This is a genomic window from Candidatus Accumulibacter phosphatis, from assembly GCF_000024165.1.
Taxonomy (GTDB): domain Bacteria; phylum Pseudomonadota; class Gammaproteobacteria; order Burkholderiales; family Rhodocyclaceae; genus Accumulibacter; species Accumulibacter phosphatis.
Genome location: NC_013194.1, coordinates 2,391,857 through 2,415,858, shown reverse-complemented (window position 1 = coordinate 2,415,858; position 24,002 = coordinate 2,391,857). Strand labels below are relative to the sequence as shown.

General features: G+C 63.2%; 24 protein-coding genes. 9 read left to right on the top strand and 15 right to left on the bottom strand.

The window, feature by feature from the left end; genetic code table 11:
• Positions 1 to 211 precede the first annotated feature (211 nt).
• The 6 genes from CAP2UW1_RS10655 to CAP2UW1_RS10630 all read right to left on the bottom strand — a co-directional run bounded on the left by CAP2UW1_RS10655 (position 212) and on the right by CAP2UW1_RS10630 (position 4,270).
• Complete coding sequence (locus CAP2UW1_RS10655; RefSeq protein WP_015766629.1) at positions 212 to 1,393, bottom strand: acetyl-CoA C-acyltransferase family protein; 1,182 nt, start codon at positions 1,391 to 1,393, stop codon at positions 212 to 214.
• A gap of 24 nt (positions 1,394 to 1,417) precedes the next feature.
• Entirely contained in the window at positions 1,418 to 1,702 is a 285-nt protein-coding gene (locus tag CAP2UW1_RS23710) for a hypothetical protein (RefSeq protein ID WP_199931625.1), read from the bottom strand.
• Positions 1,703 to 2,028: 326 nt separating this feature from the next.
• Entirely contained in the window at positions 2,029 to 2,670 is a 642-nt protein-coding gene (locus CAP2UW1_RS10645) for a CoA pyrophosphatase (RefSeq protein WP_015766628.1), read from the bottom strand.
• Positions 2,657 to 2,923, bottom strand: a complete 267-nt coding sequence (locus CAP2UW1_RS10640) for a hypothetical protein (RefSeq protein ID WP_015766627.1) — start codon at positions 2,921 to 2,923, stop codon at positions 2,657 to 2,659. The genes CAP2UW1_RS10645 and CAP2UW1_RS10640 overlap by 14 nt, the downstream gene beginning before the upstream one ends.
• Positions 2,924 to 2,932: 9 nt before the next feature.
• Positions 2,933 to 3,499, bottom strand: coding sequence for a retropepsin-like aspartic protease family protein (locus tag CAP2UW1_RS10635; protein ID WP_291912322.1), 567 nt, complete (start codon positions 3,497 to 3,499; stop codon positions 2,933 to 2,935).
• Between the two features lie 327 nt (positions 3,500 to 3,826).
• A complete protein-coding gene (locus CAP2UW1_RS10630) occupies positions 3,827 to 4,270 on the bottom strand; it encodes a universal stress protein (RefSeq protein ID WP_015766625.1) in 444 nt (147 codons plus the stop codon).
• A 208-nt stretch (positions 4,271 to 4,478) separates the two neighbouring features.
• On the opposite strand from CAP2UW1_RS10630, the gene CAP2UW1_RS10625 reads away from it, so the two are divergent.
• From CAP2UW1_RS10625 to CAP2UW1_RS10610, 4 genes are read left to right on the top strand one after another with little or no spacing between them, the layout of a single operon-like run.
• A complete protein-coding gene (locus tag CAP2UW1_RS10625) occupies positions 4,479 to 4,943 on the top strand; it encodes a hemerythrin domain-containing protein (protein ID WP_015766624.1) in 465 nt (154 codons plus the stop codon).
• Between the two features lie 5 nt (positions 4,944 to 4,948).
• A complete protein-coding gene (locus tag CAP2UW1_RS10620) occupies positions 4,949 to 5,176 on the top strand; it encodes a DUF2249 domain-containing protein (protein ID WP_015766623.1) in 228 nt (75 codons plus the stop codon).
• Entirely contained in the window at positions 5,176 to 6,486 is a 1,311-nt protein-coding gene (locus CAP2UW1_RS10615; protein WP_015766622.1) for a hypothetical protein, read from the top strand. The genes CAP2UW1_RS10620 and CAP2UW1_RS10615 overlap by 1 nt, the downstream gene beginning before the upstream one ends.
• A gap of 40 nt (positions 6,487 to 6,526) precedes the next feature.
• A complete protein-coding gene (locus CAP2UW1_RS10610) occupies positions 6,527 to 6,919 on the top strand; it encodes a SirB2 family protein (protein WP_015766621.1) in 393 nt (130 codons plus the stop codon).
• A gap of 29 nt (positions 6,920 to 6,948) precedes the next feature.
• On the opposite strand, the gene fnr is transcribed toward CAP2UW1_RS10610, so the two are convergent.
• Positions 6,949 to 7,692: a fumarate/nitrate reduction transcriptional regulator Fnr gene (gene fnr / locus CAP2UW1_RS10605; protein WP_015766620.1), complete on the bottom strand. Its 744-nt coding sequence runs from the start codon at positions 7,690 to 7,692 to the stop codon at positions 6,949 to 6,951.
• Positions 7,693 to 7,788: 96 nt separating this feature from the next.
• On the opposite strand from fnr, the gene hemN reads away from it, so the two are divergent.
• The 5 genes from hemN (at position 7,789) to selD (ending at position 13,619) form a co-directional block, all read left to right on the top strand.
• The gene (gene hemN / locus CAP2UW1_RS10600; RefSeq protein WP_015766619.1) at positions 7,789 to 9,186 is read left to right on the top strand and encodes an oxygen-independent coproporphyrinogen III oxidase; all 1,398 of its coding nucleotides are present in this window, start codon (positions 7,789 to 7,791) and stop codon (positions 9,184 to 9,186) included.
• 77 nt (positions 9,187 to 9,263) lie between these two features.
• Entirely contained in the window at positions 9,264 to 9,935 is a 672-nt protein-coding gene (locus CAP2UW1_RS10595) for a sulfite exporter TauE/SafE family protein (RefSeq protein ID WP_015766618.1), read from the top strand.
• Positions 9,936 to 9,937: 2 nt separating this feature from the next.
• A complete protein-coding gene (locus CAP2UW1_RS10590; protein WP_015766617.1) occupies positions 9,938 to 12,154 on the top strand; it encodes a heavy metal translocating P-type ATPase in 2,217 nt (738 codons plus the stop codon).
• Between the two features lie 25 nt (positions 12,155 to 12,179).
• Entirely contained in the window at positions 12,180 to 12,428 is a 249-nt protein-coding gene (locus CAP2UW1_RS10585) for a heavy-metal-associated domain-containing protein (protein WP_015766616.1), read from the top strand.
• Positions 12,429 to 12,512: 84 nt separating this feature from the next.
• Positions 12,513 to 13,619 (top strand): selenide, water dikinase SelD, encoded by a 1,107-nt coding sequence (selD, locus tag CAP2UW1_RS10580; RefSeq protein ID WP_015766615.1) that lies wholly within the window; start codon positions 12,513 to 12,515, stop codon positions 13,617 to 13,619.
• 15 nt (positions 13,620 to 13,634) lie between these two features.
• Here selD and CAP2UW1_RS10575 read toward each other — a convergent pair whose 3' ends face one another.
• The 8 genes from CAP2UW1_RS10575 to imuA all read right to left on the bottom strand — a co-directional run bounded on the left by CAP2UW1_RS10575 (position 13,635) and on the right by imuA (position 23,986).
• Positions 13,635 to 14,879 (bottom strand): DUF1015 domain-containing protein, encoded by a 1,245-nt coding sequence (locus CAP2UW1_RS10575; RefSeq protein WP_015766614.1) that lies wholly within the window; start codon positions 14,877 to 14,879, stop codon positions 13,635 to 13,637.
• A 22-nt stretch (positions 14,880 to 14,901) separates the two neighbouring features.
• Complete coding sequence (glgA, locus tag CAP2UW1_RS10570; RefSeq protein WP_015766613.1) at positions 14,902 to 16,344, bottom strand: glycogen synthase GlgA; 1,443 nt, start codon at positions 16,342 to 16,344, stop codon at positions 14,902 to 14,904.
• 21 nt (positions 16,345 to 16,365) lie between these two features.
• Positions 16,366 to 17,634 (bottom strand): glucose-1-phosphate adenylyltransferase, encoded by a 1,269-nt coding sequence (gene glgC, locus CAP2UW1_RS10565; protein WP_015766612.1) that lies wholly within the window; start codon positions 17,632 to 17,634, stop codon positions 16,366 to 16,368.
• Between the two features lie 63 nt (positions 17,635 to 17,697).
• The gene (locus tag CAP2UW1_RS10560; RefSeq protein ID WP_015766611.1) at positions 17,698 to 19,341 is read right to left on the bottom strand and encodes an alpha-D-glucose phosphate-specific phosphoglucomutase; all 1,644 of its coding nucleotides are present in this window, start codon (positions 19,339 to 19,341) and stop codon (positions 17,698 to 17,700) included.
• Positions 19,342 to 19,395: 54 nt separating this feature from the next.
• Positions 19,396 to 21,030 (bottom strand): glucose-6-phosphate isomerase, encoded by a 1,635-nt coding sequence (pgi, locus tag CAP2UW1_RS10555; protein WP_015766610.1) that lies wholly within the window; start codon positions 21,028 to 21,030, stop codon positions 19,396 to 19,398.
• A gap of 289 nt (positions 21,031 to 21,319) precedes the next feature.
• Positions 21,320 to 21,763, bottom strand: a complete 444-nt coding sequence (locus tag CAP2UW1_RS23705) for a bacteriohemerythrin (protein WP_015766609.1) — start codon at positions 21,761 to 21,763, stop codon at positions 21,320 to 21,322.
• Between the two features lie 89 nt (positions 21,764 to 21,852).
• Positions 21,853 to 23,346 (bottom strand): Y-family DNA polymerase, encoded by a 1,494-nt coding sequence (locus CAP2UW1_RS10545; protein WP_015766608.1) that lies wholly within the window; start codon positions 23,344 to 23,346, stop codon positions 21,853 to 21,855.
• Positions 23,279 to 23,986: a translesion DNA synthesis-associated protein ImuA gene (imuA, locus tag CAP2UW1_RS10540; protein WP_049778558.1), complete on the bottom strand. Its 708-nt coding sequence runs from the start codon at positions 23,984 to 23,986 to the stop codon at positions 23,279 to 23,281. Before imuA ends, CAP2UW1_RS10545 begins: the two co-directional genes overlap by 68 nt.
• Positions 23,987 to 24,002: the final 16 nt, after the last annotated feature.

Below are 24,002 nucleotides of genomic sequence, written 5' to 3'. Positions count from 1 at the left end.
GACGCCCTGGCTGTTGGGCGGGCTGATCCCCAGGCCGACGAACTGAAGCGGCAAACAGACGCGCTGGGTATCCGCATGGCTCGATGTCTCGCCCGCCGAAGTGCACGGGTGTCGACTGCGCGGGACGCCGATGAGCGGCATTGCAGGGCATCCAAAAAAAAAAGCCCGACCGGAAAACGGTCGGGCTTCTGAAACACGAAGAGCCGCGGTCTCAGGCGCGCTCGAAGATCACCGCAATACCCTGCCCGCCACCGATGCACATCGTCACCAGCGCGTACTTGCCGCCTGTGCGCTGCAACTCGTAGATCGCCTTGGTGGCGATGAAAGCGCCGGAGCAGCCGACCGGGTGGCCGAGGGCGATTGCGCCGCCGTTCGGGTTGGTCTTCACCGGGTCGAGGCCAAGGCCCTTGTTGACCGCAATCGCTTGTGCGGCAAAGGCTTCGTTGGCCTCGATGACGTCCATCTGGTCGAGCGTCAGGCCCGCCTTCTTGAGCACCAGCTTGCTTGCCGGGATCGGGCCTTCGCCCATGATCTCGTTCGGCACGCCGGCGATGGCGTAGGCTACCAGACGCGCAATCGGCTTCTGACCCGCCTGGGCAGCAACGTCAGCCGCGGCGAGCATGAGGAAAGCGGCACCGTCATTGATGCCCGAAGCGTTACCGGCGGTTACCGTCCCATCCTTGATGAAAGCGGGCTTCATCTTGGCCAGGGCTTCGATTGTCGTTCCCGCCTTGACGTGCTCGTCGGTGTCGAAGACGACATCGCCCTTGCGGGTCTTCATGACGATCGGCACGATCTGCGACTTGAAGCGGCCCTCGGCAATCGCGGCACCGGCACGGCGCTGCGATTCGACCGAAAACGCATCCTGCTCTTCGCGGCTGATGTTCCACTTCTTGGCCAGGTTCTCGGCGGTGACCCCCATGTGTCCGACACCGAACGGATCGCTGAGTGTGGCAACCATCATGTCGATGGCCTTGGCATCGCCCATGCGAGCGCCCGAGCGCATTGCCGGCAGCATGTAGGAACCGCGTGACATGACCTCGACACCGCCACCAATCCCATAGTCGGAGTCGCCGAGCATGATGTTCTGGGCAGCAGACACCACACCTTGCAGGCCCGACGCGCACAGACGGTTGACCGCCATGGCCACCGAGTCCATCGGCAGACCGGCCTGAATGGACGCCACGCGGGCAACGTACGCGAAGCGCGAATCGGTTGGAATGACGTTGCCGACGGCAACGTAATTTACTTGCTGGGGATCGACGCCGGAACGGGCGATCGACTCCTTCATCACCATGCCGGCCAGTTCATGCGGTTCCATGTTGGCGAGTGAACCACCAAAGGTACCAATGGCCGAACGGACCGCACTCAGAACGACGACTTCTCTGCTCATGAAGAAACTCCTGTAATTAATCGATCAACCGCCTACCAGACTGGCAAGCCCCAACAGCAGCAACAACAAGCACCACAACACCAGCGCACGCCATACCAGCCCGACGGCACTCTCCATGAAATCAACATCTGCTTCGTCGCCGGGGCCGATCTCCACTCGATCGACGCGGCTGCCGGCTGCCCGCTGCCCGCTGCCGGCACTCTGGAATGCCGAGACGAACGCCACGCGCACCGGAACCACTCGCCAGCACGATGCCCAAACCATCGCCTGGCCACCTGTCGGCTTGATTACGCCAGCAGTAGGCAGCATCCTCGAAATCACCAACGACAGCGAAACCGGGAGCAGTGAGCCACACAGGAAGCCAGTCAATGATAGCAAAGGTTTGCCGCGCTAAGCTTCCGAAGTCGCCATATTCTTCGTCGTTGTGCTTTCCCCACGCTTCGGCCAGCAGTGGGCGCGCATGTTCCACGTCGCCCGCACGAAGCGCCAGGCGAATCTCGTCCTAACGCCGGCTCGACTCCCCGAACCCCATGGTCATATAGGACAACGACCACTTTCCACAACCACCCCAGCAGCGGGTTGGTGCAAACGAGGAATAAGGTGGACCCGGGAGGGCTGAGGAAAGCCAGGAAGGGCTAGGGAGCTGAGGCCTCGAGTGCCCGGTAGAGAGACATGATCATCCCGGCCGTCGCACCCCAGATGAAATAGTCGCCGTAGGGCATCGCGTAGTAGTGGCGCAGTTTGCCGCGGTAGTGCAGCGAGTGCTGCTGGTGGTTCGCGGGATCGAGAAGAAACGACAACGGCACTTCGAATGCCTCCTCCACCTCGAACGCATCGAGCCGCAACTCGAAGGGTGGCGTGATCATGGCCACCACTGGCGTCACGCGGAAACCCGTACTGGTCAGGTACTCCGGGAGGTAGCCGGCGATCTCGATGTGAGCCGACGACAGGCCGATTTCCTCGTCAGCTTCGCGCAGTGCCGTGTCGGCAGGCGATCCGTCGGCCGATTCGCAACGCCCACCGGGGAAGCTGATCTGCCCGGGATGATCCTTCAGGTGCGCAGTGCGCTGTGTGAGCAAGACCGTCGGCTCGCGGCTCCTCCGAACAATAGGAAAGAGCACTGCCGCCGGAGTCAATTCCTCGTCGCCAACACCGTCCTCAAGCACGACCGGGCTGCGCGCCGGTTCGCGGTACAAGACCCGGCGCAAGCTGTCAAGATCGATGGCGCCCCGGTCCACTCGCGGCGCTGAACCAAGCAGGATCTCAGTCGCTGACAACCGGCTCGCCCTCCTCGATTTCCGCGTGTACGGCCGCAAGCGCCTCGCGCAGGGTTTCGTCGGGCAGCGTGTTGATCGCCGTCGCCACCAGATCCGCCGACTGTATCGCACCGGGCGGCAGCAGACGTGAGTCGAGAGAGGCGATGAAGGCTGCCGTCGCGCCGACGACCTTCAGCAAGGTCTGCCGCTCGCCCATCAGGATATCGAGTTCGTGGCCCAGCATGTTCAGTGACTTGGGGCGATGACGCGTCATTTGCCTCTCCTAGTAGCGCTTCCTGAGGGTCATCGTCGGACCATCACGCTGCATTTCCAAACGGTTCAAGAAACTCATGCCGAGCAGGGCGAGAGGCATGTCCTGTTCATGCACCAGACCATCGACGCTATTGACGACGATCTCGCCAACGCGCACCGAATCGAGCTTGACGCGCATCACCCGCGCCTGACCATTCGCCGTAGTGACGCTAGCCGCCTGCCCGCTGCGGGTATCGATACCGATTCGCCGCGCGTCGCTGGCGCCAAGAGAGATCATCGTAGCGCCCGTGTCGACGAGAAAACGAACCGTCGCTCCGTTGATGCTGCCCGTCGTCACGAAGTGCCCGCCAGCATCGCCGGTAAGCACCGCTGTAGCACCGGCCTGACCTGAAGACTGCGACGCGACGTTCTGCCCGACTCGCAGGACGCGTTTCCTGCCATCCGCCTCGATGGTGGCCGAATCGCTGTCTACGGCCAGCACCCTGACTCCTTCGCTGGTTCTCGCGCCGACGGCAACAGTTCTCGCTGCGCCACCGTCGATGGTCAGCAGCGCTTTTCCTGGAAATACGCCGGCCAACCCGACATCCACGGCTTGCGTGGGTGAACACGCCGTGGCAAGCCACAGCGCGGCAGCCCTTAGAGGTGCTACCGAATTCTGCTCCCTACCGGACACTGGCGCGCGCACTCCTGATCATTCTGCTTCCCTGTGTGGCAGTGCATTTGGCCACGGGAGGTCCCACTGGCCAAGGCATTTTGCCACAGTTCGACAGACGTGCTTTGCCGAATCGGACGAGGAACGGCTGCCGTCACTCGCTGAAGGCTCCGCGACTCAGCGGGTGGCCATGACAAGAGCGACAAGCGCGCTGGCGGCCGCATGCGCGCGCACCGCCCCCCGCTGTGCCGATCAGCGATAGACAAGCACGGGAATCTTCGAGTGTGTCAGCACTTTGTTGGTTTCGCTGCCGAGCAAGAGTGCCGTGAAGCCCCGGCGACCATGCGAAGCCATGAAGATCAGGTCGCAGCCAACCTGGGTGGCACCATCAATGATGGCCTGATAGGGGACGTCGCTCGTAATCGCCAGGGTATCGACCGTGACGCCAGCGTTCCGGCACAGGTCAACGACGAAATCCAGCGTCTGCTGTGCCTGCTGCTCGGCCATTTCGGCGAACTTCTCGGGCGTCGTCGGGTCGATCAGTGCGCCCTCGCCATAGTAGGTCACCGGGTACTCCGGTTTGGCGTAGAACGCCGTGATGCGGGCACCGGCCTCCTTGGCAAACGAAACTGCCCGTCGAGCGGTTTCTTGTGACAGTTCGGAGCCGTCGGTAGGAACAAGGATGTGCTTGAACATGACGCTTCCTCCAGAGTGGAATGGACCAACAGCCCACTATAGGCATGAAACGGTGCTTGAATCTTGATCGAAATCAAACGACCGCCCGCCTTGGCATGCAGGTGCGGCGTTTTGCCCCATCCCTCCGGGCGTATTGCTTGATGTCGGTCAACGTTGGCGGCATCGCCGCACCGCACAATGCGACGAATCATTCAGCGGGGGTGTTTCGATGCACGAGATCACGGACTTCATGACCAGGGACCATCGATCCTGCGATGCTTGCCTCGTCGCGGTCGAGGCGGCGGTCGAGGGTGGTGCCTGGGAAAGGGCCGGAACAGAGTTCGCTCGCTTTCGCGACGCGATGCTGAATCATTTCTCGGTCGAAGAGTCTGTTCTCTTTCCACGCTTCGAGGAGCGCACCGGCATGTATCGAGGACCGACGCAAGTGATGCGTGGCGAACACGTGCAGATGCGGCAATTGCTGGCTGCCGCCGAAACGGCACTCGCCGAGCGGGACGCCGACGACTACATGGGTAACGCCGAGACACTCCTGATCATGATGCAGCAGCATAACGTCAAGGAGGAGAACGTCCTCTATCCGATGTGTGATCAGCATCTGGCCGATCAACTGGAGAATCTGCTGCCGGAACTACGGGCGCAGATCGATGAACACCTTACGTCACCGTCGAGGTAAAGCGGATGGATGCCGACATAGTCATCGATGCGCGTGGCCTTGAGCCACCCGAGCCCATGGTCCGGACAATGGCGGCGCTCGAGCAACTCGGCGACGCGCAGAAGCTCCTGGTACTGCTGCCGCGCGAGCCCTACCCGCTGTACAGGGCCCTCGAGATCAACGGTTTCAGCTGGCAGACCGAGTGTCGGCCGGATGGTACGGTGGAAGTCCTCATCCGACATCAGCCGCAGTAATGCAGGCCCTGCTGTCCTTCGATCAGGCGCCGCCATTTTCAGCGCCCATCCGCTTCTTTGTTTCTGCTCCGCTGTTCGCCATCCTCGCCGGCCTGCTCATGCTGTGGAGCGGGCCCGATCTCTTTTCCTCGCGCTGGACGCCCGCCGCGCTGGCGCTGACGCATCTGATCACCGCCGGGTTCATGCTGCAGGTGATGCTCGGCGCGATGTTCCAGATTCTACCGGTGGTCGCGGGAGCGAACATCTCGCGGCCGCTTCTGATAGCGACTGTGGTGCATGCGGCGATTGCGCTTGGCGCCCTTTTGCTGGCAGCGGCTTTCCTCAGCCACCAGCCGCTGGCTTTCCGGCTGGCCGTGATCTCGCTCGGTAGCGGCCTTGCCCTCTTCGCTGGTGCTGCCGGCCATGCCCTGTATGGCGTGCCGTCCAGAAACCCGACGATTGTGGGCCTGAAACTGTCTTTGGTCGGTTTGAGCATGACGGTAGGCATCGGCGCGCTGCTGGCCATTGCCCTCGACGCGTCGCTGGCTTTGCCCCTGCTGCAGTTGACGTCGATTCACCTCGGCTGGGGCTTCGTCGGTTGGGGTATGGTGCTGCTCGCGGCCGTCGCTTTCGTCGTCGTACCGATGTTCCAGATGACCCCGCCCTACCCACCGGGCGTGGCCCGCCACTTCTGCTGGTCCGTGCTGGTACTGCTATCTCTCTGGAGTGTCGTCGAATTGGCCGACTGGCAATGGCCAGCGGCCCTGCTTGCGGGGGCGCTGGTGCTCGCGGCCGCCGTATTCGCCGCAGTCACGCTGCATGTCCAGCGCCGCAGCAAGCGTGCGCGTTTCGACGCTACCCAGCACTACTGGCGAGTCGCCATGCTTTGCGCACTGGCGGCGTGCCTGCTTTGGTTCTTGGCATCGCTCCTGCCGACACTCGCCGAGCGTCCGGAGTGGCCTCTGCTGTGCGGTGTGCTGGTGCTGTCTGGCGGATTCATGTCGGTAATGATCGGTATGCTCTACAAGATCGTTCCATTCCTGGTCTGGCTGCACCTGCAGAACCTGGGCGGCGGGCGAGTGATGGCCCCGAACATGAACAAAGTGATCGCCGGCGAGCAGATCGACCGGCAGATGCGCGCGCACTTCGTCTCGCTGGCTGTGCTGCTGGCTGCCGTCGCCTGGCCGGAGTGGTTCACCTATCCGGCAGGCATCGCGCTGGTAGTAGCCAATAGCTGGTTGCTGCGTAACCTGTTGGCTGCTGTTACTTTCTACCAGCAGCATCGGTCGACGATCCAGGGCCTGGCGCCAGCCGTGGCGACGGGCCGCTGACCGCCATGCAGAACGCCCAAGCGGGCGTCCGAACCCGTCGATGACCTACCTGATCCTGAAGCAAATCCATATCAGCTGCGTCGTCCTGAGCGGCAGCGGCTTCGTCCTGCGTGGCGTGTGGACGCTGCGACAATCGTCATGGCTGCGGCGCCCGGCGGTTCGCGTATGGCCGCACGTCATCGACACGGTCCTGCTGGCCAGCGCCGTTGCCATGGCAGTGATGAGCACCCAGTACCCCTTCTCGGCCAACTGGCTGACCGCCAAACTGATCGGGCTCCTGATTTACATCGGCTGTGGGACGATGGCGCTCAAGCGCGCGCGCCATAACGCCCAACGCGCGGCCTTCTTTGCCGCCGCACTGCTTGCCTTTGCCTACATCGTGTCGGTTGCACTGACGCGCAACCCGCTGGGGCCGCTGGCCTGGATCGACTGACCTACCGGTGTCGGCCGGCGTCCGCTGGCTCAGTTGCGCTGGTGGGTCATCAGCTTCTTCAAGCCGTCAGTGCTGAGAATCCGGATCTTTCTTTGATGTACGGAAAGCAGACCATCTTCCTGGAAGCGCGAAAACGCCCGGCTGACCGTTTCGAGTTTGAGACCGAGATAGCTGCCGATCTCATCACGCGACATTCGCAGGTTGAACTCGGCCGGCGAGTAGCCGCGGGCCTTGAAGCGCTGCGAAAGGTTGAGCAGGAAGGCGGCCAGGCGTTCCTCGGCACGCATCGTGCCGAGCAGCATCATTACCCCATGATCACGAACGATCTCCCGGCTCATCACCTTGTGGAAGTGATGCTGCAGGGTATGGATCTCCCGCGACAGGCCCTCGAGATGCGAGAACGGGATCGCGCAAACTTCGCTGTCTTCGAGCGCGATGGCGTTGCAGGTGTGCACTTCGCTGCTGATCCCGTCGAGACCAAGCAACTCGCCGGTCATCTGGAAGCCGGTGACCTGATCGCGGCCGTCCTCGATCATCACGTCGGTCTTGAAAAAACCGCTGCGCACGGCGTAGATCGACTCGAAACCCTGCCCGGCACGGTACAGATAGTCGCCGCGGCGAAGACGCCGGCGTGTCGACACCAGTTCGTCCAGTTTCTTGAGATCCTCGGGCTCAATGCCGATGGGCAGGCACAGCTCGCGCAGGTTGCAGTTCGAGCAGGCGGTCTTCACGACCTCGAAGGCCAGTCTGGCAGCCGTGGCACTGGTGGACATCCGTATCCTTTTCACTCAACCCCGGGTTTGATCCACGTCAACCCGCTGGATTCAGCGTGGTCCGATAATGCAACCAACAAAACCTGTCGTGGAAACATGAACTCCGTCGCTGGCAACCTTGTCTTTGATCCGCAGATCATCCGTCGCTTCGACATCAACGGCCCCCGCTACACTTCCTATCCAACGGCGGATCGCTTCGTTGAAGCCTTCGGCTCGGACGCCTACAAACTCTGGCTTGGCAAGCGCAACATCGGCGCCATCAGCCGGCAGTTGTCATTGTACTTCCACATCCCGTTCTGTAACACCATCTGCTACTACTGCGCCTGCAACAAGATAATCACCAAGGATCACGGTCGATCGGCGAAATACCTGCGCTACCTGGCCAAGGAACTGACCCTGCAAAGCAGCTATCTCGAAGGTGGCGATCAGGAGGTCGCGCAGCTGCACTGGGGTGGCGGGACGCCCACCTTCCTGTCGCACGACGAAATGCGCCAGTTGATGGCGGCGACGCGCAAGCACTTCAGGCTGATCGAGGGTGGCGAGTATTCGATCGAAGTCGACCCACGCAAGGTCGATCGCGCGACCGTCGAATTGCTCGCCGAACTGGGCTTCAACCGGATGAGCGTCGGCGTGCAGGACTTCGACGCTGGCGTTCAGCAGGCTGTCAACCGGGTGCAGAGCGAGGCGGAGACCTGCGCCGTGATCGACGCCGCGCGTGCCGCGGGCTTCCGGTCGATCAGCGTGGACCTCATCTACGGCCTGCCGAAACAGTCGCTCGAAGGCTTCACCCGCACCCTGGAGCGGGTGATTGCCGTCAGCCCGGATCGCGTCTCGATCTACAACTATGCGCACCTGCCCAGTCTCTTCAAGCCACAGCGACGCATCCTCGAGGCGGACATGCCGAGCGCCGACGCGCGCCTGCAGATCCTTTCCCTGGCGATCCGCAAGATGACCGAAGCGGGCTACATCTACATCGGCATGGACCACTTCGCCAAACCCGATGATGAACTGGCCACGGCGCAGCGACAGGGACGCCTGCACCGCAACTTCCAGGGTTACTCGACGCATTCCGACTGCGATCTTCTCGCCTTCGGCATCTCGTCGATCAGCAAGGTCGGACCGACCTACAGCCAGAACGTCAAGACGCTCGACGAGTACTACGATCTGCTCGACAGTGGCACGCTGCCTGTGTATCGCGGCATCGAACTGAACGCCGACGACCTGCTGCGGCGCTCGATCATTCAGTCATTGATGTGTCACTTCGAACTGTCGATCGAATCGATCGAAATCGCGCACCTGATCGACTTCCGGAAGTACTTCGCGACCGAACTCGACGACCTGCGCGAAATGGTCGACGCCGGCCTGGTGCGAGTCGACGACAAGTGGATCACTGTGATGCCGCGCGGACGCATCCTGGTGAGAGCAATTTCCATGGTCTTCGACCGCTACCTGCGCGCCGACCGGCAGCGCACCCGCTATTCGAAAGTGATCTGACGCAGGCCGACGAACGGTCGATACGTGGGGAGGAGTAGAATCGTCGCACTTCCCGTCCGACGACCCCGCCTCTCCTGATGCCCGAATCCAGTTATCTCGCCCTGCTGCTGATCGGTCTGCTCGGTGGCACGCACTGCATCAGCATGTGCGGCGGCATTGTCGGTGCCCTGGCGATGGGTACGCGGCCACGCTTGACGCTGCATCTGGCCTACAACCTCGGGAGGATCGTCAGCTATGCCGCTGCCGGCGCGATCGCCGGCGCCCTCGGTGGCGCGAGCGTCGCCCTGTCCGGGCAACTGCCCGTACGCAGTTTCCTTTACCTGCTCGCCAACCTGATGCTCATCGCACTCGGCCTCTACCTGATGGGTGTCACCCGAGCCCTGGCTTTCAGCGAGCGCTGCGGGCAGAGGCTATGGGTCCATCTGCAACCGCTGACCCGGCGTTTCCTGCCCGCGCACAGCTCGGCGCAGGCTTTCCCGCTTGGCCTGCTGTGGGGCTGGTTGCCCTGCGGCCTGGTCTACAGCGCGCTGGCAACCGCTCTGACCAGTGGTTCCGCCCTGAGCGGCGCGGCGCTGATGCTCGCCTTTGGCGCCGGCACCTTGCCGAACCTTCTCCTCGCCGGTCTGCTGGCCGCCCGTCTGCAGGCGTATGCACGCCAGCCGGCGATTCGCCGGGCGTCGGGCCTGCTCGTCCTCGGCTTTGGCGTCTGGGGACTGCTCGGGCTGGCTCATCTGGCGCTCTCGACCTAGCCATGCCCCAGACCTTGCGCACGGTCGAACTGGCCATCGAAGGCATGAGCTGTGCCGCCTGCTCGACGCGGATCGAGAAGCTCCTGAATCGCTTGCCCGACGTCGAAGCGGTCGTCAATCTGGCCACCGAGAGGGCGACCGTCCGCTACCTCCCGGGCGTCGTCGACCCGCCGCTGCTGATCGCTACCATCGAGCGGGCCGGCTTCGTCGGGCGACTCGCCGATGAGAATTCGCGGGCACAGGAGAGGGCCCGCAGACTGGCGACCCGGCAGGCAGACGTGCGCCGCTTCTGGATCGCCGCCGCGCTCACCCTGCCACTCGCCGCGCAGATGCTGAACATGTTCGATGTCAGCACACACCATCAGACGGACCTGCTGCCGCGCTGGCTGCAACTCCTGTTGGCCACGCCCGTCCAGTTCTGGATCGGTTGGCGCTTCTACGATGGCGCCTGGAAGGCCTTGCGCGGTGGCGGGGCAAACATGGACGTACTCGTCGCGCTCGGCACTTCCATGGCCTACGTGTTCAGCGCCGTCGTCACGATCACCGGCGCCGCAGACCTGCACGTCTATTTCGAAGCCTCGGCCGCGGTCATCACGCTCGTTCTGCTCGGCAAGTTGCTCGAGGCGCGCGCCAAGGCAAGAACCACCGAGGCCATCGAGGCACTGCTTCGCCTGCAGCCCAGAACGGCGCGCGTCGAGCGCGACGGCCGCCTGATCGAACTCGACGCGGCGCTGCTGATACCGGGCGACGTCCTCATCGTCCGCCCCGGCGAAAGCCTGCCGGTCGATGGCGAGGTGCTCGATGGATCGTCGACCGTCAATGAAGCCATGCTGACCGGCGAGAGCATGCCGTTGGCCAAGCGCCCGGGCGACCGCGTCTTTGCCGCCACGGCCAACGGCGAGGGAATGTTGCGTTGCCGAGCAACCAGTGTCGGCGAGCACACCCTGCTCGCTGGCATCATCCGTCTGGTCGCCGAGGCACAGGGCTCGAAAGCACCGGTGCAGCGACTCGCCGATCGCATCTCCGCAATCTTCGTGCCCATCGTCTGCGTCATTGCCCTGTGCACCTTCGTCGCCTGGTGGACCCTCGGCGGTGTTTTCAGCGCGGCGCTGGTCAATGCCGTCGCCGTGCTGGTGATCGCCTGCCCCTGCGCGCTCGGCCTGGCCACCCCGACCGCCATCATGGTGGCGACCGGACGGGGTGCCACCGCCGGCATCCTGATCAAGAACGGCGAAGCACTCGAGCGCGCCGAGAAGGTCAGCGTACTGGCGGTCGACAAGACCGGTACGCTGACGCGGGGCGAACCGGTGCTGACCGACATCTTGCCGCTGGCGACGTCGGCCGACGCCGCCCTGGCCCTCGCGGCCGCTCTCGAACAGGCTTCCGAACATCCCCTGGCACGCGCGATTCTGCAGCAGGCGCAGGTCGCCGGCCTGGCCTTGCCGGGGCTCACCGAGTTTCGAGCGATTCCCGGGCGAGGCGTCGAAGGTTGCGTCGCCGGGCGCACGCTGCGCCTGGGCGCGCCCGACAGCTTCACCTGCGCCTTGCCCCGCGAGCTGATCGCAACCTTGCAAGGAGTCGGCAAGACGGTGGTGGTGCTGGTGGAAGGCGGCGATGCCGAGGCCGGGGATGGCGCGGCTCTGGCGCTGCTGGCGATCGCCGACCCGCTCCGCGAGACCTCGCGGCCTGCGGTGAGCAGGCTCAGAAGCATGGGCATACAAGTGGTGATGCTGACCGGCGACCACGCGTCAACCGCCGCAGCCATAGCCGCCGAGGCCGGTATCGTCGACTTCCGCGCCGGCATCCTCCCCGGTGAAAAGGCAGACGCGATCAACGCGCTCAAGAGTGGCGAGGCGGTCGTGGCCATGGTTGGCGACGGTATCAACGACGCGCCGGCGCTGGCCGCGGCGAACGTGAGCTTCGCCATCGGCGCTGGATCGGACGCCGCGATTGAAGCGGCGGACGTGACGCTGGTCCGCAGCGACCTCAATGGCATTGCCGATGCCATCCTGCTTTCGCGTGCGACGCTGAGGAAAATCAGGCAGAATCTGTTCTGCGCCTTCATCTACAACGTGCTTGGCATTCCCCTGGCGGCGCTGGGCATGCTGAATCCAGTGATCGCGGGTGCGGCAATGGCGATGAGTTCAGTCTCGGTGGTGTCCAACTCGCTGCTCCTCAAGCGTTGGCGCGCCGCAGAGCAAACGAAGCGGGCGCCCTGATGACGCAACGTGAAGGATGCGCGTAATGGCTGCGGTCGACGCCGCAACAGAAGGAACGGAGCAGCGAATGGAAAGAGTCGTGGTCACGATTGGCGGAATGAGCTGTCAGCGGTGTGTGCAGACCGTCACCAGCGCCCTCACGGCGCTGCCTGGCGTTTTCCAGGTCGACGTCGCGCTTGAGGCCGGTGAAGCCAGCATTGCCTACGACCCTGAACTGGCCAACGCCGGCCAGTTCAGGGACGCCATTGAAGCGGCGGGGTTTGACTCCCCCTGATCTGTCCCCGGCGATGGCATCCTGCCGCATCGCTGCGACGACCAGCCAGGTCTGGCTGCCAGCAAGAAGAAGAATCGGAAAACAATGCCCAGAAAGAAATCCAGGATTGCCGAACTGCCTGTTTCGCAAGCCACATCGAGCGAGCCGGTCAGACTGACCCAGTTTTCACACGGCGGCGGCTGCGGATGCAAGATCGCACCCGCCGTGCTCGAGCAGATCCTCGGCAAGGTCTCGCCGGGTCTGGCGCCAAGTCAGTTGCTGGTCGGCATAGAGACCAGCGATGACGCTGCCGTCTACCAACTCAACGCCGATCAGGCGCTGGTGGCGACGACCGATTTCTTCATGCCGATTGTCGATGACCCGTTCGATTTTGGCTGCATCGCGGCGACCAATGCCCTCTCCGACGTCTATGCGATGGGTGGCTGGCCGTTGCTGGCACTCGCCATCGTTGGCATGCCCGTGAGCAAGCTGCCGCTCGAGACGATCAAGCGCATACTGGAAGGAGGCGAATCGATTTGTGCGAAGGCGCGCATCCCGATTGCCGGCGGCCATACGATCGACTCGGTCGAGCCGATTTACGGTCTCGTCGCCATTGGACTGGTCCATCCTGACAACCTCAAGCGCAATTCGGGTGCACGCGCCGGCGACAAGCTGATTCTCGGCAAGCGACTGGGTGTTGGCTTCTACAGCGCGGCGCTGAAAAAGGGCCTTTTGTCTTCCCCCTGTTACGCCTCGATGATCGCCTCGACAACCCAGCTCAACACGCCAGGACGAGCACTCGGTTGCCTTGCCGGCGTGCACGCGATGACCGACGTCACGGGTTTCGGCCTGCTCGGTCATCTGGTGGAAATCTGCAAGGCCTCGAGCGTCGCGGCCGTGGTCGATTTCGCGGCGCTTCCGCTCCTGTCGAATGTTCTCGACTATGGGGCCAAAGGCTGCATCACAGGGGCTTCAGGGCGCAACTGGGCAAGCTACGGAGAGCACGTGGCGCTACCGAAGAAGAGCTTCAGCGACCTCGAACGAGCGCTCCTGACCGATCCGCAGACCAGCGGCGGACTGCTGGTCGCCTGTGCTCCGGAAGTGGTCACCGAAGTCCTGGCGATCTTCTTGCAAGAGGGTTTCGACCACGCGACGGTCATCGGCGAAGTCTCCGAGGGCAAGCCGCAAGTATCGGTGATCAGGAGCCACTGACCTCGGCGCCCCCGCTCAGTCGAGGAGGTGAGAGACCAGGCCGTCAGCCAGTTTGGGTTCGAACCAAGTTGATTTCGGTGGCATCACCTCGCCGGCGTCGGCAACCGCCATCAGCTCTGCCATCGGTGTCGGAAACATGGCGAAGGCGACGGCCATTTCGCCACCGTTCACGCGTCGTTCGAGTTCCGCCAGTCCACGCATGCCACCGACGAAATCAATGCGCGTGTCGCGGCGCAGATCGGTGATTCCCAGCAGCGGACCAAGAATCTGCTCGGCAAGCAGCGAGACGTCGAGGCGACGCACCGGATCTGCCGACAGGATCAGTCCGGGCTTGATTTCCAGCCGATACCACCGGCCCGCCAGATACATTCCGCAAACGCCCGTCCGCTCGGGTCGCACCGCTGCAGCGGCCGGGGTGACGTCATAGCGTCCACCGACAGCTGTCAGAAAGGCCTCTTGACTCAGGCCGTTGAGGTCGCGCACCACCCGGTTGTAGTCCATGATCCGCATCTGCGACGCCGGGAAGATGACGGACAGAAAGAATTGCGAGCCACCCAACGCGGCTGTCTGGCCGCGCCGGGCCGCTGCCACTCGCGAGGCAGCCGCCGACCGGTGATGACCATCGGCAATATAGAAACTCGGCATCGCGCCAAAGACCGTGTCAATCCGTGCAATGCGATCGGTGTCTGCGATCGTCCATAGGGTATGGCGGATACCATCCTCGGCCCGGACATCAGCGACGGGCGCTGTCTCGGCGGCCTGCGCAAGCAGGTCATCGGCCTCGGGACTCTCAGGGTGCGCGAGCAGCACAGGCCCGGTCTGCGCATTCAGGGCCTCGATCTGGCGAACCCGATCGTCTTCCTTGTCGGGCCGGGTGAACTCGTGTTTGCGGATCCGGTTGCTGTCATAGGCGGCGATCGACGCCACCGCCACCAGACCAGTCTGAACATGCCGGCCCATCTGCAAGCGATAGGCGTAGTAACAGGGATGCGGGTCACGACGCAGCACCCCGGCATCGATCAAGCCCCGGAAATTGTCCGCCGACTTGGCGTAGACCTCGGGGGCATGATGATCAATGCCCGGCGGCAGATCGATCTCCGCTTTCGAGACATGCAGAAAGGACAAGGGTTTGCCGACCGCCGCCACACGCGCCTCTTCGCTGGAGAGGACATCATAGGGCGGCGCCGCTACTGCGGCGGCATCGGCACTGCGTGGTCGAAGACCGGCGAATGGTCGAATCAGGCAAGGCTCAACGGACAAGGAGTTCTCCTGCAGGGGGATTTCAGATGCTCCGGTAGAGCGCCTCATAGCGCACTGCCGAATCAGCCCAGGAAAAATCCTGCGCCATGCCGCGCCGCTGCACCTGGAGCCAGGCCGAGGGATCGCGGTAGAGTGCCAACGCCTCACCGATGCGCGTAGCCAGCGCGCGGCTGCCGGCGTCGTCAAAGACGAAACCGTTAGCACTACCCGCCTTGAGATGTTCCGGAGTGGCATCGATGACCGTATCTGCCAGACCGCCGACCCGCCGTACCAACGGCAAGGTGCCGTAGCGCAAGGCATAGAGTTGCGTCAGACCGCAGGGTTCGAAACGTGACGGGACGAGCAGAATGTCGGCGCCGGCGATGACGCGGTGCGACAGCGCGTCGTCATAGCCCAGATGCACCGATACAGCCTGCGGGTGAGCGGTGGCGGCGGCCCTGAAAGCGGCTTCGATATCGGCTTCGCCACTGCCGACGACGACCAGCTGCCCTCCCCCCGCCAGCAGCGTCGGCAAAGCGCCGAGAACCAGATCCATGCCCTTCTGCGCGGTCAGACGGCTGACCACTGCGAAAAGCGGGGCGTTGGCGCGGCCGGAGAAACCCAGCTCGGCCTGCAGGCTGGCCTTGCAGGCTTTCTTGCCCCCCAGATCCCCTGCCGTGTAGTTCGCATGAATCGCCCGGTCGCTGCCCGGATCCCATACCGAGTAATCTACACCGTTGAGAATGCCTGACAAGTCTGCTCCCCGGTCGCGAAGCAGACCGTCGAGACCCCAACCGAACTCCGGGGTGCAAATTTCACGGGCGTACGTCGGGCTGACGGCGTTCACGCGCTTCGCATGCACGAGAGCCGCTTTCATGAACGACAACTGCCCGTGAAACTCGAGTGCGCTCTGGTTCGCCCCGGAGATGAGCAGACCAAGGTCGGTGTGGTGGTCGAGTGGAAAGAGGCCACGAAAGGCCAGATTATGGATCGTGAACACCGTCGCCGTGCTCAGCGCCGGATTTTGCGCGATGTAGGCCGGGGCCAGGCCGGCGTGCCAGTCATGTGCATGCACCACTTCCGGCTGCCAGTCACGATCGAGTTCGCCGGCAGCCAGATGGGCGGCGATCCAGCCGAGGAGCGCAAAGCGCCGATGATTGTCTCGCCAGTCACGGCCGTCCGGAGCCAGATAGGGGTTACCGTCGCGTCGGTAAAGAAACGGCGTATCAATGACATAAGCCAGCAGGCCGCTGTCCGGCAGACGTCCGAGTCGCAGCGTGATGACCGCCGCACCGAAGGCCGGACCCAGGCGGATCACCCGCTTGAGGTCGACGACGCCATCGAGAACGGCGGGCAAGCCCGGCAACAGCACACGGACATCCAGCCCGCGTTCGGCGAGCGCCACCGGCAGCGCGGCGACGACATCGGCAAGGCCACCGGTCTTGACCAGCGGGTAGATCTCGACGGCAACGTGCAGAACGCGCAAGTGGCGGCTTCCTCAGGCAGGTCAGGCGATCTGGTCAAGCATCTTGCGCGTGATCAGCGTCACACCGCTTTCGGTGCGCCGGAAACGACGCGCATCGTCATCCGGATCCTCGCCAACGACCATTCCCGGCGGAATGTGGCAGTCGCTGTCGACGACGCAGCGAGTCAGGCGCGCTCGGGTGCCGACCGTGGTATCGGGGAGCAGGACCGACAGGTTCACGCGTGCATAGGAATGAACGCGGCAACTGGAAAACAGCAGCGACCGGTTGACTTCGCCGGAAACGATACAACCGCTGGACACCGTGGACTCGATGGCAGTGCCTCGCCGGTCAAGATGGTTGTGTACGAACTTGGCGGGCGGCAATTGCTGCTGATAGGTCCAGACCGGCCAGTTGCGGTCGTAGAGGTTCAGTGCAGGCACCGTGGCGGTCAGATCGATGTTGGCGTCCCAATACGCATCGATCGTCCCCGCGTCACGCCAGTAGTGCTCCCGGAACTGCTCGTCCGGGGCGACGATGCAACTGCGTGAGAACGGATGTGCAACCGCCACACGGTTGGCCACGGCGCGCGGAATGATGTCCTTGCCGAAGTCATGGCTGGAAGTCGGATCCGTGATATCCCGAGCCAGCTCGGCATAGAGATACTTCGCGTTGAAAACGTAGACCCCCATGCTGCACATGGCCATATCGGGATTGCCCGGCATGGCCGGAGGATCGGCAGGCTTTTCAATAAAGTCCGTGATCAGGCCATTCTCGTCGACTGCCATGACGCCAAAACCGCTCGCATCTCGCCGCGGCACCTCGATACAGGCGACGGTGCATTCGGCGCCGCTCTCGACATGGTCGACTAGCATTACCGCATAATTCATCTTGTAGACGTGATCACCCGCGAGAATGACCACGAACTCAGGTGCCGGCGTATACGTCTCGAGGATGTCGATGTTCTGGTAAACCGCATCCGCCGTACCGCGATACCACGATTCCTCGTCTATCCGCTGCTGTGCCGGAAGCAGGTCGACGAACTCGTTGACTTCGCCATGCAGGAAGTTCCAGCCGCGCTGCAGGTGGCGCAACAAACTGTGCGACTTGTACTGGGTAACGACGCCAACGCGCCGGATCTGCGAATTGACGCAGTTCGACAAGGCAAAATCGATAATCCGGAACTTGCCGCCAAAATGGACTGCCGGCTTGGCACGACGATCCGTGAGTTCGTGCAGCCGGCTGCCACGCCCACCAGCAAGGACCAGGGCTATCGCCTTGCGTGGTAATTGGAATGTCTTCCTGTCAACCATTTTCGTATCCTCTAGTTAGCATCATTCATCGCATCTGGCGGCGCCCACCGGTGTCACCAACTCCTAACTGATCACATCCGGTCCGTTTCTCCCGGTGATCGAAGTAATTTGTGCTACAAGGTCGGCAAGGGCGACCAGCGGCGCCAGCGCCTCCTGTGTCGGCACTTCGTGCAGGCTGGGATCGGCCACGTAGCGTTCGAGGTAGACGCGCAGCGTAGCCCCTTCAGTGCCTGTACCCGATAGCCGGAAAACCACTCGCGAGCCGTCTTCGAGCAGGATGCGCACACCCTGGCGCTCCGAACGCGACCCATCGACCGGATCGGTGTAGGAAAAATCATCGGCCGCCGCGATCGGCAGGCCATTGCGGCGCGATCCGGGCAGCTCTGGCAGACGGGCACGCAGTTCGTCCATCAGGCGATCCGCCCTGGCCGTCTCGATACCCTCATAATCGTGGCGGGAATAGACGTTGCGTCCAAAACGCTGCCAGTGCTCACGAACGATCACATCCGCCGGCATGTCGCGAACGGCCAGAATGTTGAGCCAATAGAGGACCGCCCACAGGCCATCCTTTTCGCGGACGTGGTTCGAGCCCGTACCGGCGCTCTCCTCTCCGCACAGGGTGGCCATGCCGGCATCGAGCAACGAGCCGAAGTACTTCCAGCCCGTCGGCGTCTCATAGCAGGCAATGCCAAGCTCCTTGGCGACGCGGTCCACGGCGCAACTGGTCGGCATAGAACGTGCCACACCTGCCAGGCCACCGGCGTACGCTGGCACGAGAGCGTGGTTGGCGGCGAGAACTGCCAGACTGTCGCTCGGACTGACAACGAAATTACGACCGACAATCATGTTGCGGTCGCCGTCGCCATCGGAAGCGGCGCCGAACGACAAGCCGGAACCGCTGTCCGCGAGCGCGTTGACGAGTTCGGCGGCCCACACCGGATTGGGATCGGGATGGCCGCCGCCGAAATCGGGCAGCGGTGTGCCGTTGACCACAGTACCCGCGGGAGCACCGAGACGACCCTCGAGAATGGCGTGCGCGTAAGGACCGGTGACCGCGTGCATCGCATCAAAGCGCATACGAAAGTCGGGACGCGCCAGCAGGCCGGCAATGCGCTCGAAGTCGAACAGCGACTCGAGAAGTTCCGCATAGTCGGCTACCGGATCGATGATGCTGACGGTCATCTCGCCGATGGCAGCTTCGCCGATGTGGGCGAGGTCGATGTCGGGCGACTCGACGGTATGATAGACACTGATTTCCTGCGTACGACGATAGACGGCATCGGTAAAGGCTTCGTTCGCGGGCCCACCATTGCCGAGGTTGTACTTGATGCCGAAGTCTCCGTTCGGGCCACCTTCGTTGTGACTGGCCGACAGTATGATGCCGCCGAAAGCCTGCCACTTGCGGATCACCGCACTCGCTGCCGGAGTCGACAGAATGCCGTCGCGACCGACAAGCACGCGACCGAATCCGGCGGCCGCTGCCATGCGCAGAATGGTCTGGATGGCCACATCGTTGTAATAGCGGCCATCGCCACCAAGGACCAGCGTCTGTCTCTGCTGACCGGTTAACGTGTCGAAAATGGCTTGCACGAAATTCTCGAGATATCGTGCCTGGCGAAATACCGTCACTTTCTTCCGCAGCCCGGATGTCCCCGGCTTCTGGCCCGAGTAAGGCGTGCTGGGAACGTTGATCACCTTTATGTTCATCTTAAGCCTCGTGACAAAGGAAACGCTCTGTATCAAGAACGGAGTAGCGCGGGTTCATGCCAGATGCTGCCGGCTGAATGCCAGCAACTGCTGCGTCGAGACATCGAGCTTTTCCGCCAGAGCCGCATTCGTGATCGCCGGCAGGATGCTGTTGGCCACGGCCTTGCCCAACTCGACGCCCCACTGGTCGAAGGAATTGAGGCCCCAGATGACACCTTGCACAAACACCTTGTGCTCGTAGAGTGCGACCAGCGCGCCAAGCGTGGGCGGGTCGAGTCGCGACAGCAGCAGCGTCGACGATGGCTGGTTGCCGGGAAACACCTTGTGCGGCAGGAGTTCGGCAAGCGCTGCCGGTTGCAGCGTGCGACTGAGTTCGCTACGTGCCTCATCGACCGTCTTGCCGAACGCCAGCGCCGCACTCTGCGCGAAGCAGTTGGCGAGCAGCGCCTCCTGATGCCCGGGCAAGGGGTAGTCGGAGCGTACGGCGGCAATGAAATCACAGGGCACGAGGCGCCCGCCCTGATGGAGAAGCTGGAAAAAGGCATGCTGGCCATTGTTGCCGAGTTCGCCCCAGACGATGGGGTTCGCCGCACAGGCCAGCGGCTGGCCGTCGATGCCGACCGACTTGCCGTTGCTCTCCATCTCGAGTTGTTGCAGGAAAGACGGGAAATACTTCAGTGATTCGTTGTAAGGCAGCACGGCGTTGCTGGTGGCGCCCAGGAAATTGGTGTTCCAGATACCGATCAGCGCCATCACCACCGGCAGGTTGCGCTCGTAGGGAGTGCTCCGGAAATGCTCATCCATGCGCTGCGCGCCGGCGAGCAGATCGGCGAAAGCGTGCGGACCGATGGCAATCATCAGCGCCAGACCAACCGCCGACCACAGCGAAAAACGCCCGCCCACCCAGTCCCAGAGGGGAAAGACCGCATCCGGTCTGATGCCGAACTCGACTGCACGCTCCGGTTTGGCAGTCAGGGCAGCAAAGTGGTTGGCCACTGCTGCGGCATCGCCCAGGTTGGCCACCAGCCAGTCACGAGCCGTTTGCGCGTTGAGCATCGTCTCCTGGGTCGTAAACGTCTTGCTGGCCACGAGGAACAGGGTCGTGCGGGGATCCAGCGTCTGCAGAAGTGGTGCCAGTTGAGCGCCATCAAGATTGGAGACGTAGTGCACGCCAAGTGCCGGATGTGACATCGAGCGCAACGCGTAACCGACCATCTTCGGGCCGAGGTCTGAGCCACCGATACCGATGTTGACGACGTTACGAATCGGCATGCCGGTGAAACCGAGGGCGTTGCCGGAACGAATAGTGTCGGCGAAGGCAGCCATTCGCTGGCGCGTGGCGAGAACCTCGGACATGACATCCAGATTACCGGCAGGGAAAGGCCCGGCCGATCGCCGCAAGGCCACATGGAGCACGGCGCGGTCTTCGCTGGCATTGATCCTCTCGCCGGCGAACATGCGATCCGTCCATTCAGCCAGCCGCGCTTCGCGGGCGAGCGCGGTGAGCAGCGGCAGCGTTGTCGAGTCGATTCGCTGCTTCGAGAAGTCGAAAAGGATTCCATCGAAGCTCAGTGAGAGAGCGTTTGCTCGTCCTGGATCGCGGGCAAACATTTCTCTGAGATGCACAGGCGAAGACGACAGCCGGTGCGCTTCAATAGCCTTCCAGGCAGTTGAGGCGGTGATGTTCATGGTCGGTCAAAGCTCGTTTATGAAGGGTCTGACCGTCTGAAGACGGCCGAAGGAGAGGGCTTGGTGATGAATTATGACAAGATATGCTGTTCCGGTTATCAGCTTGCCAGAATGCTCCGAAGAACGCAAAAAAGAATGACCAACGGCCATCCCGGGCCAGTCTCGAGCAGTCGCCGGGGTGATGTGAGAGCCACGCAGATCACGTTTATCACTCTGTTGCCGAGGTAGGTACGCGCGGCCCGACGCTAATGATGGATGAGCCTGGAAAGCGCTGAAGCGGTCTGGCAGCTCAGGCTTGAAGGCTGACGACGAGCTGTGGAGCGGTAGATGACTTGAGCCGGCACGCTCGCACGCTGGCGGCGAAGGGCTTGTCCTCCTCGTTGATGTGGCGCTCGAACCAGTACTCGGCATAGCGCAGGAATGAATGCACATCACGCTTTCCGTGGCGAACCTCGCCCAACGCCCTGCGCAGCGCATGCAGATTTTCCCGGTGGACTTTGGCGTGATCGACGAAGTCTGCTGCGGCTTCCAGGGCCACCTGCTCTTCGGTGGCGAAATGGTGCTTGAGATAATCGAGCAGACTCTGGAAGCCTTCCAGAGGTGCGGGCCCGCTACCGAAACATGCTGCCTTGAGCGACTCGATACGCCGAAAAATCTCTTCGTGCTGGACATCAATCTCCGGCAGGTCGATCAGCAAAGCCTCCGGTAAGACTCCGGCAAGATTGATCTCCATGACAGGGCTCCACAGTAAAGCGTCGAATTCCTTCAGTCCATACAGTATAAAAAGAGGGAGCGGGAAATTCCAGCAAAAACAGCCTGTACTCAGGAAAATACTCCATGCAGGAACCATCCGGCCCGGCTACGGAAGACCCATAACCACTCCGCTCGCAAGGAAATGGCAACGAAGTAGTCGCGCCGCACATCGCCCACCGTCGCGGGCTCGGCGTCATCCCACCAACCGCTTTCAATGCGCTCGGGACCCGCGAGCAATCGCAGGGGACCGCCACACTGTGGCCGGCCGGCCACTTCACGCAGAATCTGCGGTCTGGCAAGTAACCATAAGGGACGCGGAGCGCAAGACGTATCCCGCAAGGCTGCCGCAGCAAGCAGACCGGCCGGAGACCTTTCTCTCGCCGGCACTCTGGGGGGGACTGGCCGCGAAGCATTCTCCGGGCGATGCTCGGCGACCGCGGACAGCGCATGCACACTGCCGCTGCCGAGTCGTGCCTGCAGACGTTCCACCAGTGCCGCCAGCGATTCGCCGCCAGCGCCCCCAGCGCCTCCGCCGTACTCGCCAAGGAGGTTCACGGTATGCCCGGGAAGCGCTTCCGGCGCCTCGGCTCGCAGACTGATCAACTCGGCAGCCGCCGGCAGTTCGAGCCGTTGCAGGTGCTCTCCGAGTACGCGAGCGATCCGCTCCGCGTCGCGCGTCGCGCCGGCAAAACGAAGCACAAGAACGGTAGCCGATCGCTGCCGCGCACCACGCTCGTGGGCAAACTCGAAAAGGCATTCGCTGATGCCCCCCCTCCGGGCAGCAAGCCAGCCGCACAGTGAGGTGATCAGACGACGCCCGGCAAAGCCGAGGGCCGTCGCATTCTCCACGCGCATCGGCAGTTCCAGTTGCTCGGAAAAACGTTCCGGAAAAACAAAACGCGCCCTCGGATCCGGCAACTCTCCGAGCGCACGTGCCAGATCAGCAGCGAAGTCGGCACCGAGTCGACGCGCCAGGCCGGCGCGCGGCAGCCGCAGCAAGTCGGCGACCGAACGCACACCAAAGCTGGCAAGACGAGCCCGGCTCTGCGCCGACAGATCAAGAACTGCCAACGGCAGCCTACCGAGACGCTGCGGCAGTTGATCGGCGTCGAGACAAGGCTCCCGATCGCCGGCAAATGCCAGCCACTGTGCTGCAAGCGGTGTCGGTGCCAAGGCTGCCCACGACGTGAAGCCCTGTTCGCGGCAGCCGGTAACGATGCGCTCGAACAAGGGCGCGACGCCGCCGAAGAGGCGCAGAGAGCCAGCCACCTCGAGCAGCAACGTCTGCGGTGGCAGAACGCAGATTTCCGAAGTGAATCCGCCGGCCCAGCACGCGAGCCGGGTCAGGGCCGCGCGCTCACGTCCGGCGTCCCGCTCCTGAATGGCCAGGGCGGGTAGAAATGCCCATGCCTCGGCCACTCGCAGCCCCGGTAGCACGCCAGCCGAAACTGCGGCGGCGTCGGCGACGACGACACGCTCACGGCTGACGATGGCACTAGGCGACGGCAGGCTGGGAAAGACTTCGAGCGGCAGCCGTGGCAGGTGCAGGGCAAGCCAGAGCATGACTCACACGCAGCGGACGGTGAATGGCGATTGGCAGGGGCACGGGCTGGGCGCCGCCACGGCGTTTGAGCAGACGAACGACAAGTTGCTCCCCCTCTCCTTCGAGCAGCAGGCGCAGCGGCGCCGGCGAGGACTGTTCGGCACAGCCTGCCGGACGAAAAACGAACAGCAGCGTACGACTGGCCTCGGCAGCAAGCTGCAGGCGGCGAAGCGCCGTTGCCTGGGCGTCGGGCAGCCAGACAACGACGGCGCCGACGCCATCGGCGGCGAGTGAGCGTACGCAGGCCCAGACGGCATCTCGGCCGGGAGCACTGGCTACCAGCACACGCGACAAGTCGACGCCGGCCGCGTGCAATGCCGGCGCATAGAGGGAATGCGGTGGGGCGACGCAAACCAGCCAGGCAAGTTCAGCACTCGACAGCCGCGCCAGTGCCGGCAGCAGCAGGCTCAGTTCGCCGACGCCGCGACGCACCGGCAGGAGCTCGATCAGGCCGCCACGCGGCCAGCCACCACCGGGCAACTCACGGTCAAGCTCGGCAAAACCCGTCGGTACGCCGGGCAGCGGCGCGCTGGCAAGATCATCAGCGCGCCAGACATCGGGGCGCTCGAGGATTTGCGAAAGAATTGGCGACGCGCGCATGCTCGAAAACCGTTCA

Bases quoted from the DNA above. Each gene is read 5' to 3' on its own strand.
- CAP2UW1_RS10610 (WP_015766621.1), top strand. From the start codon at position 6,527: ATGACCTACCTGATCCTGAAGCAAATCCATATCAGCTGCGTCGTCCTG.
- CAP2UW1_RS10590 (WP_015766617.1), top strand. From the start codon at position 9,938: ATGCCCCAGACCTTGCGCACGGTCGAACTGGCCATCGAAGGCATGAGC.
- hemN (WP_015766619.1), top strand. From the start codon at position 7,789: ATGAACTCCGTCGCTGGCAACCTTGTCTTTGATCCGCAGATCATCCGT.
- pgi (WP_015766610.1), bottom strand. From the start codon at position 21,030: ATGAACATCACCGCCTCAACTGCCTGGAAGGCTATTGAAGCGCACCGG.
- CAP2UW1_RS10625 (WP_015766624.1), top strand. From the start codon at position 4,479: ATGCACGAGATCACGGACTTCATGACCAGGGACCATCGATCCTGCGAT.
- glgC (WP_015766612.1), bottom strand. From the start codon at position 17,634: ATGGTTGACAGGAAGACATTCCAATTACCACGCAAGGCGATAGCCCTG.
- selD (WP_015766615.1), top strand. From the start codon at position 12,513: ATGCCCAGAAAGAAATCCAGGATTGCCGAACTGCCTGTTTCGCAAGCC.
- CAP2UW1_RS10630 (WP_015766625.1), bottom strand. From the start codon at position 4,270: ATGTTCAAGCACATCCTTGTTCCTACCGACGGCTCCGAACTGTCACAA.
- fnr (WP_015766620.1), bottom strand. From the start codon at position 7,692: ATGTCCACCAGTGCCACGGCTGCCAGACTGGCCTTCGAGGTCGTGAAG.
- CAP2UW1_RS10545 (WP_015766608.1), bottom strand. From the start codon at position 23,346: ATGCTCTGGCTTGCCCTGCACCTGCCACGGCTGCCGCTCGAAGTCTTT.
- CAP2UW1_RS10655 (WP_015766629.1), bottom strand. From the start codon at position 1,393: ATGAGCAGAGAAGTCGTCGTTCTGAGTGCGGTCCGTTCGGCCATTGGT.
- CAP2UW1_RS10585 (WP_015766616.1), top strand. From the start codon at position 12,180: ATGGCTGCGGTCGACGCCGCAACAGAAGGAACGGAGCAGCGAATGGAA.
- CAP2UW1_RS10595 (WP_015766618.1), top strand. From the start codon at position 9,264: ATGCCCGAATCCAGTTATCTCGCCCTGCTGCTGATCGGTCTGCTCGGT.
- imuA (WP_049778558.1), bottom strand. From the start codon at position 23,986: ATGCGCGCGTCGCCAATTCTTTCGCAAATCCTCGAGCGCCCCGATGTC.
- CAP2UW1_RS23710 (WP_199931625.1), bottom strand. From the start codon at position 1,702: ATGCTGCCTACTGCTGGCGTAATCAAGCCGACAGGTGGCCAGGCGATG.
- CAP2UW1_RS10560 (WP_015766611.1), bottom strand. From the start codon at position 19,341: ATGAACATAAAGGTGATCAACGTTCCCAGCACGCCTTACTCGGGCCAG.
- CAP2UW1_RS10620 (WP_015766623.1), top strand. From the start codon at position 4,949: ATGGATGCCGACATAGTCATCGATGCGCGTGGCCTTGAGCCACCCGAG.
- CAP2UW1_RS23705 (WP_015766609.1), bottom strand. From the start codon at position 21,763: ATGGAGATCAATCTTGCCGGAGTCTTACCGGAGGCTTTGCTGATCGAC.
- CAP2UW1_RS10615 (WP_015766622.1), top strand. From the start codon at position 5,176: ATGCAGGCCCTGCTGTCCTTCGATCAGGCGCCGCCATTTTCAGCGCCC.
- CAP2UW1_RS10640 (WP_015766627.1), bottom strand. From the start codon at position 2,923: ATGACGCGTCATCGCCCCAAGTCACTGAACATGCTGGGCCACGAACTC.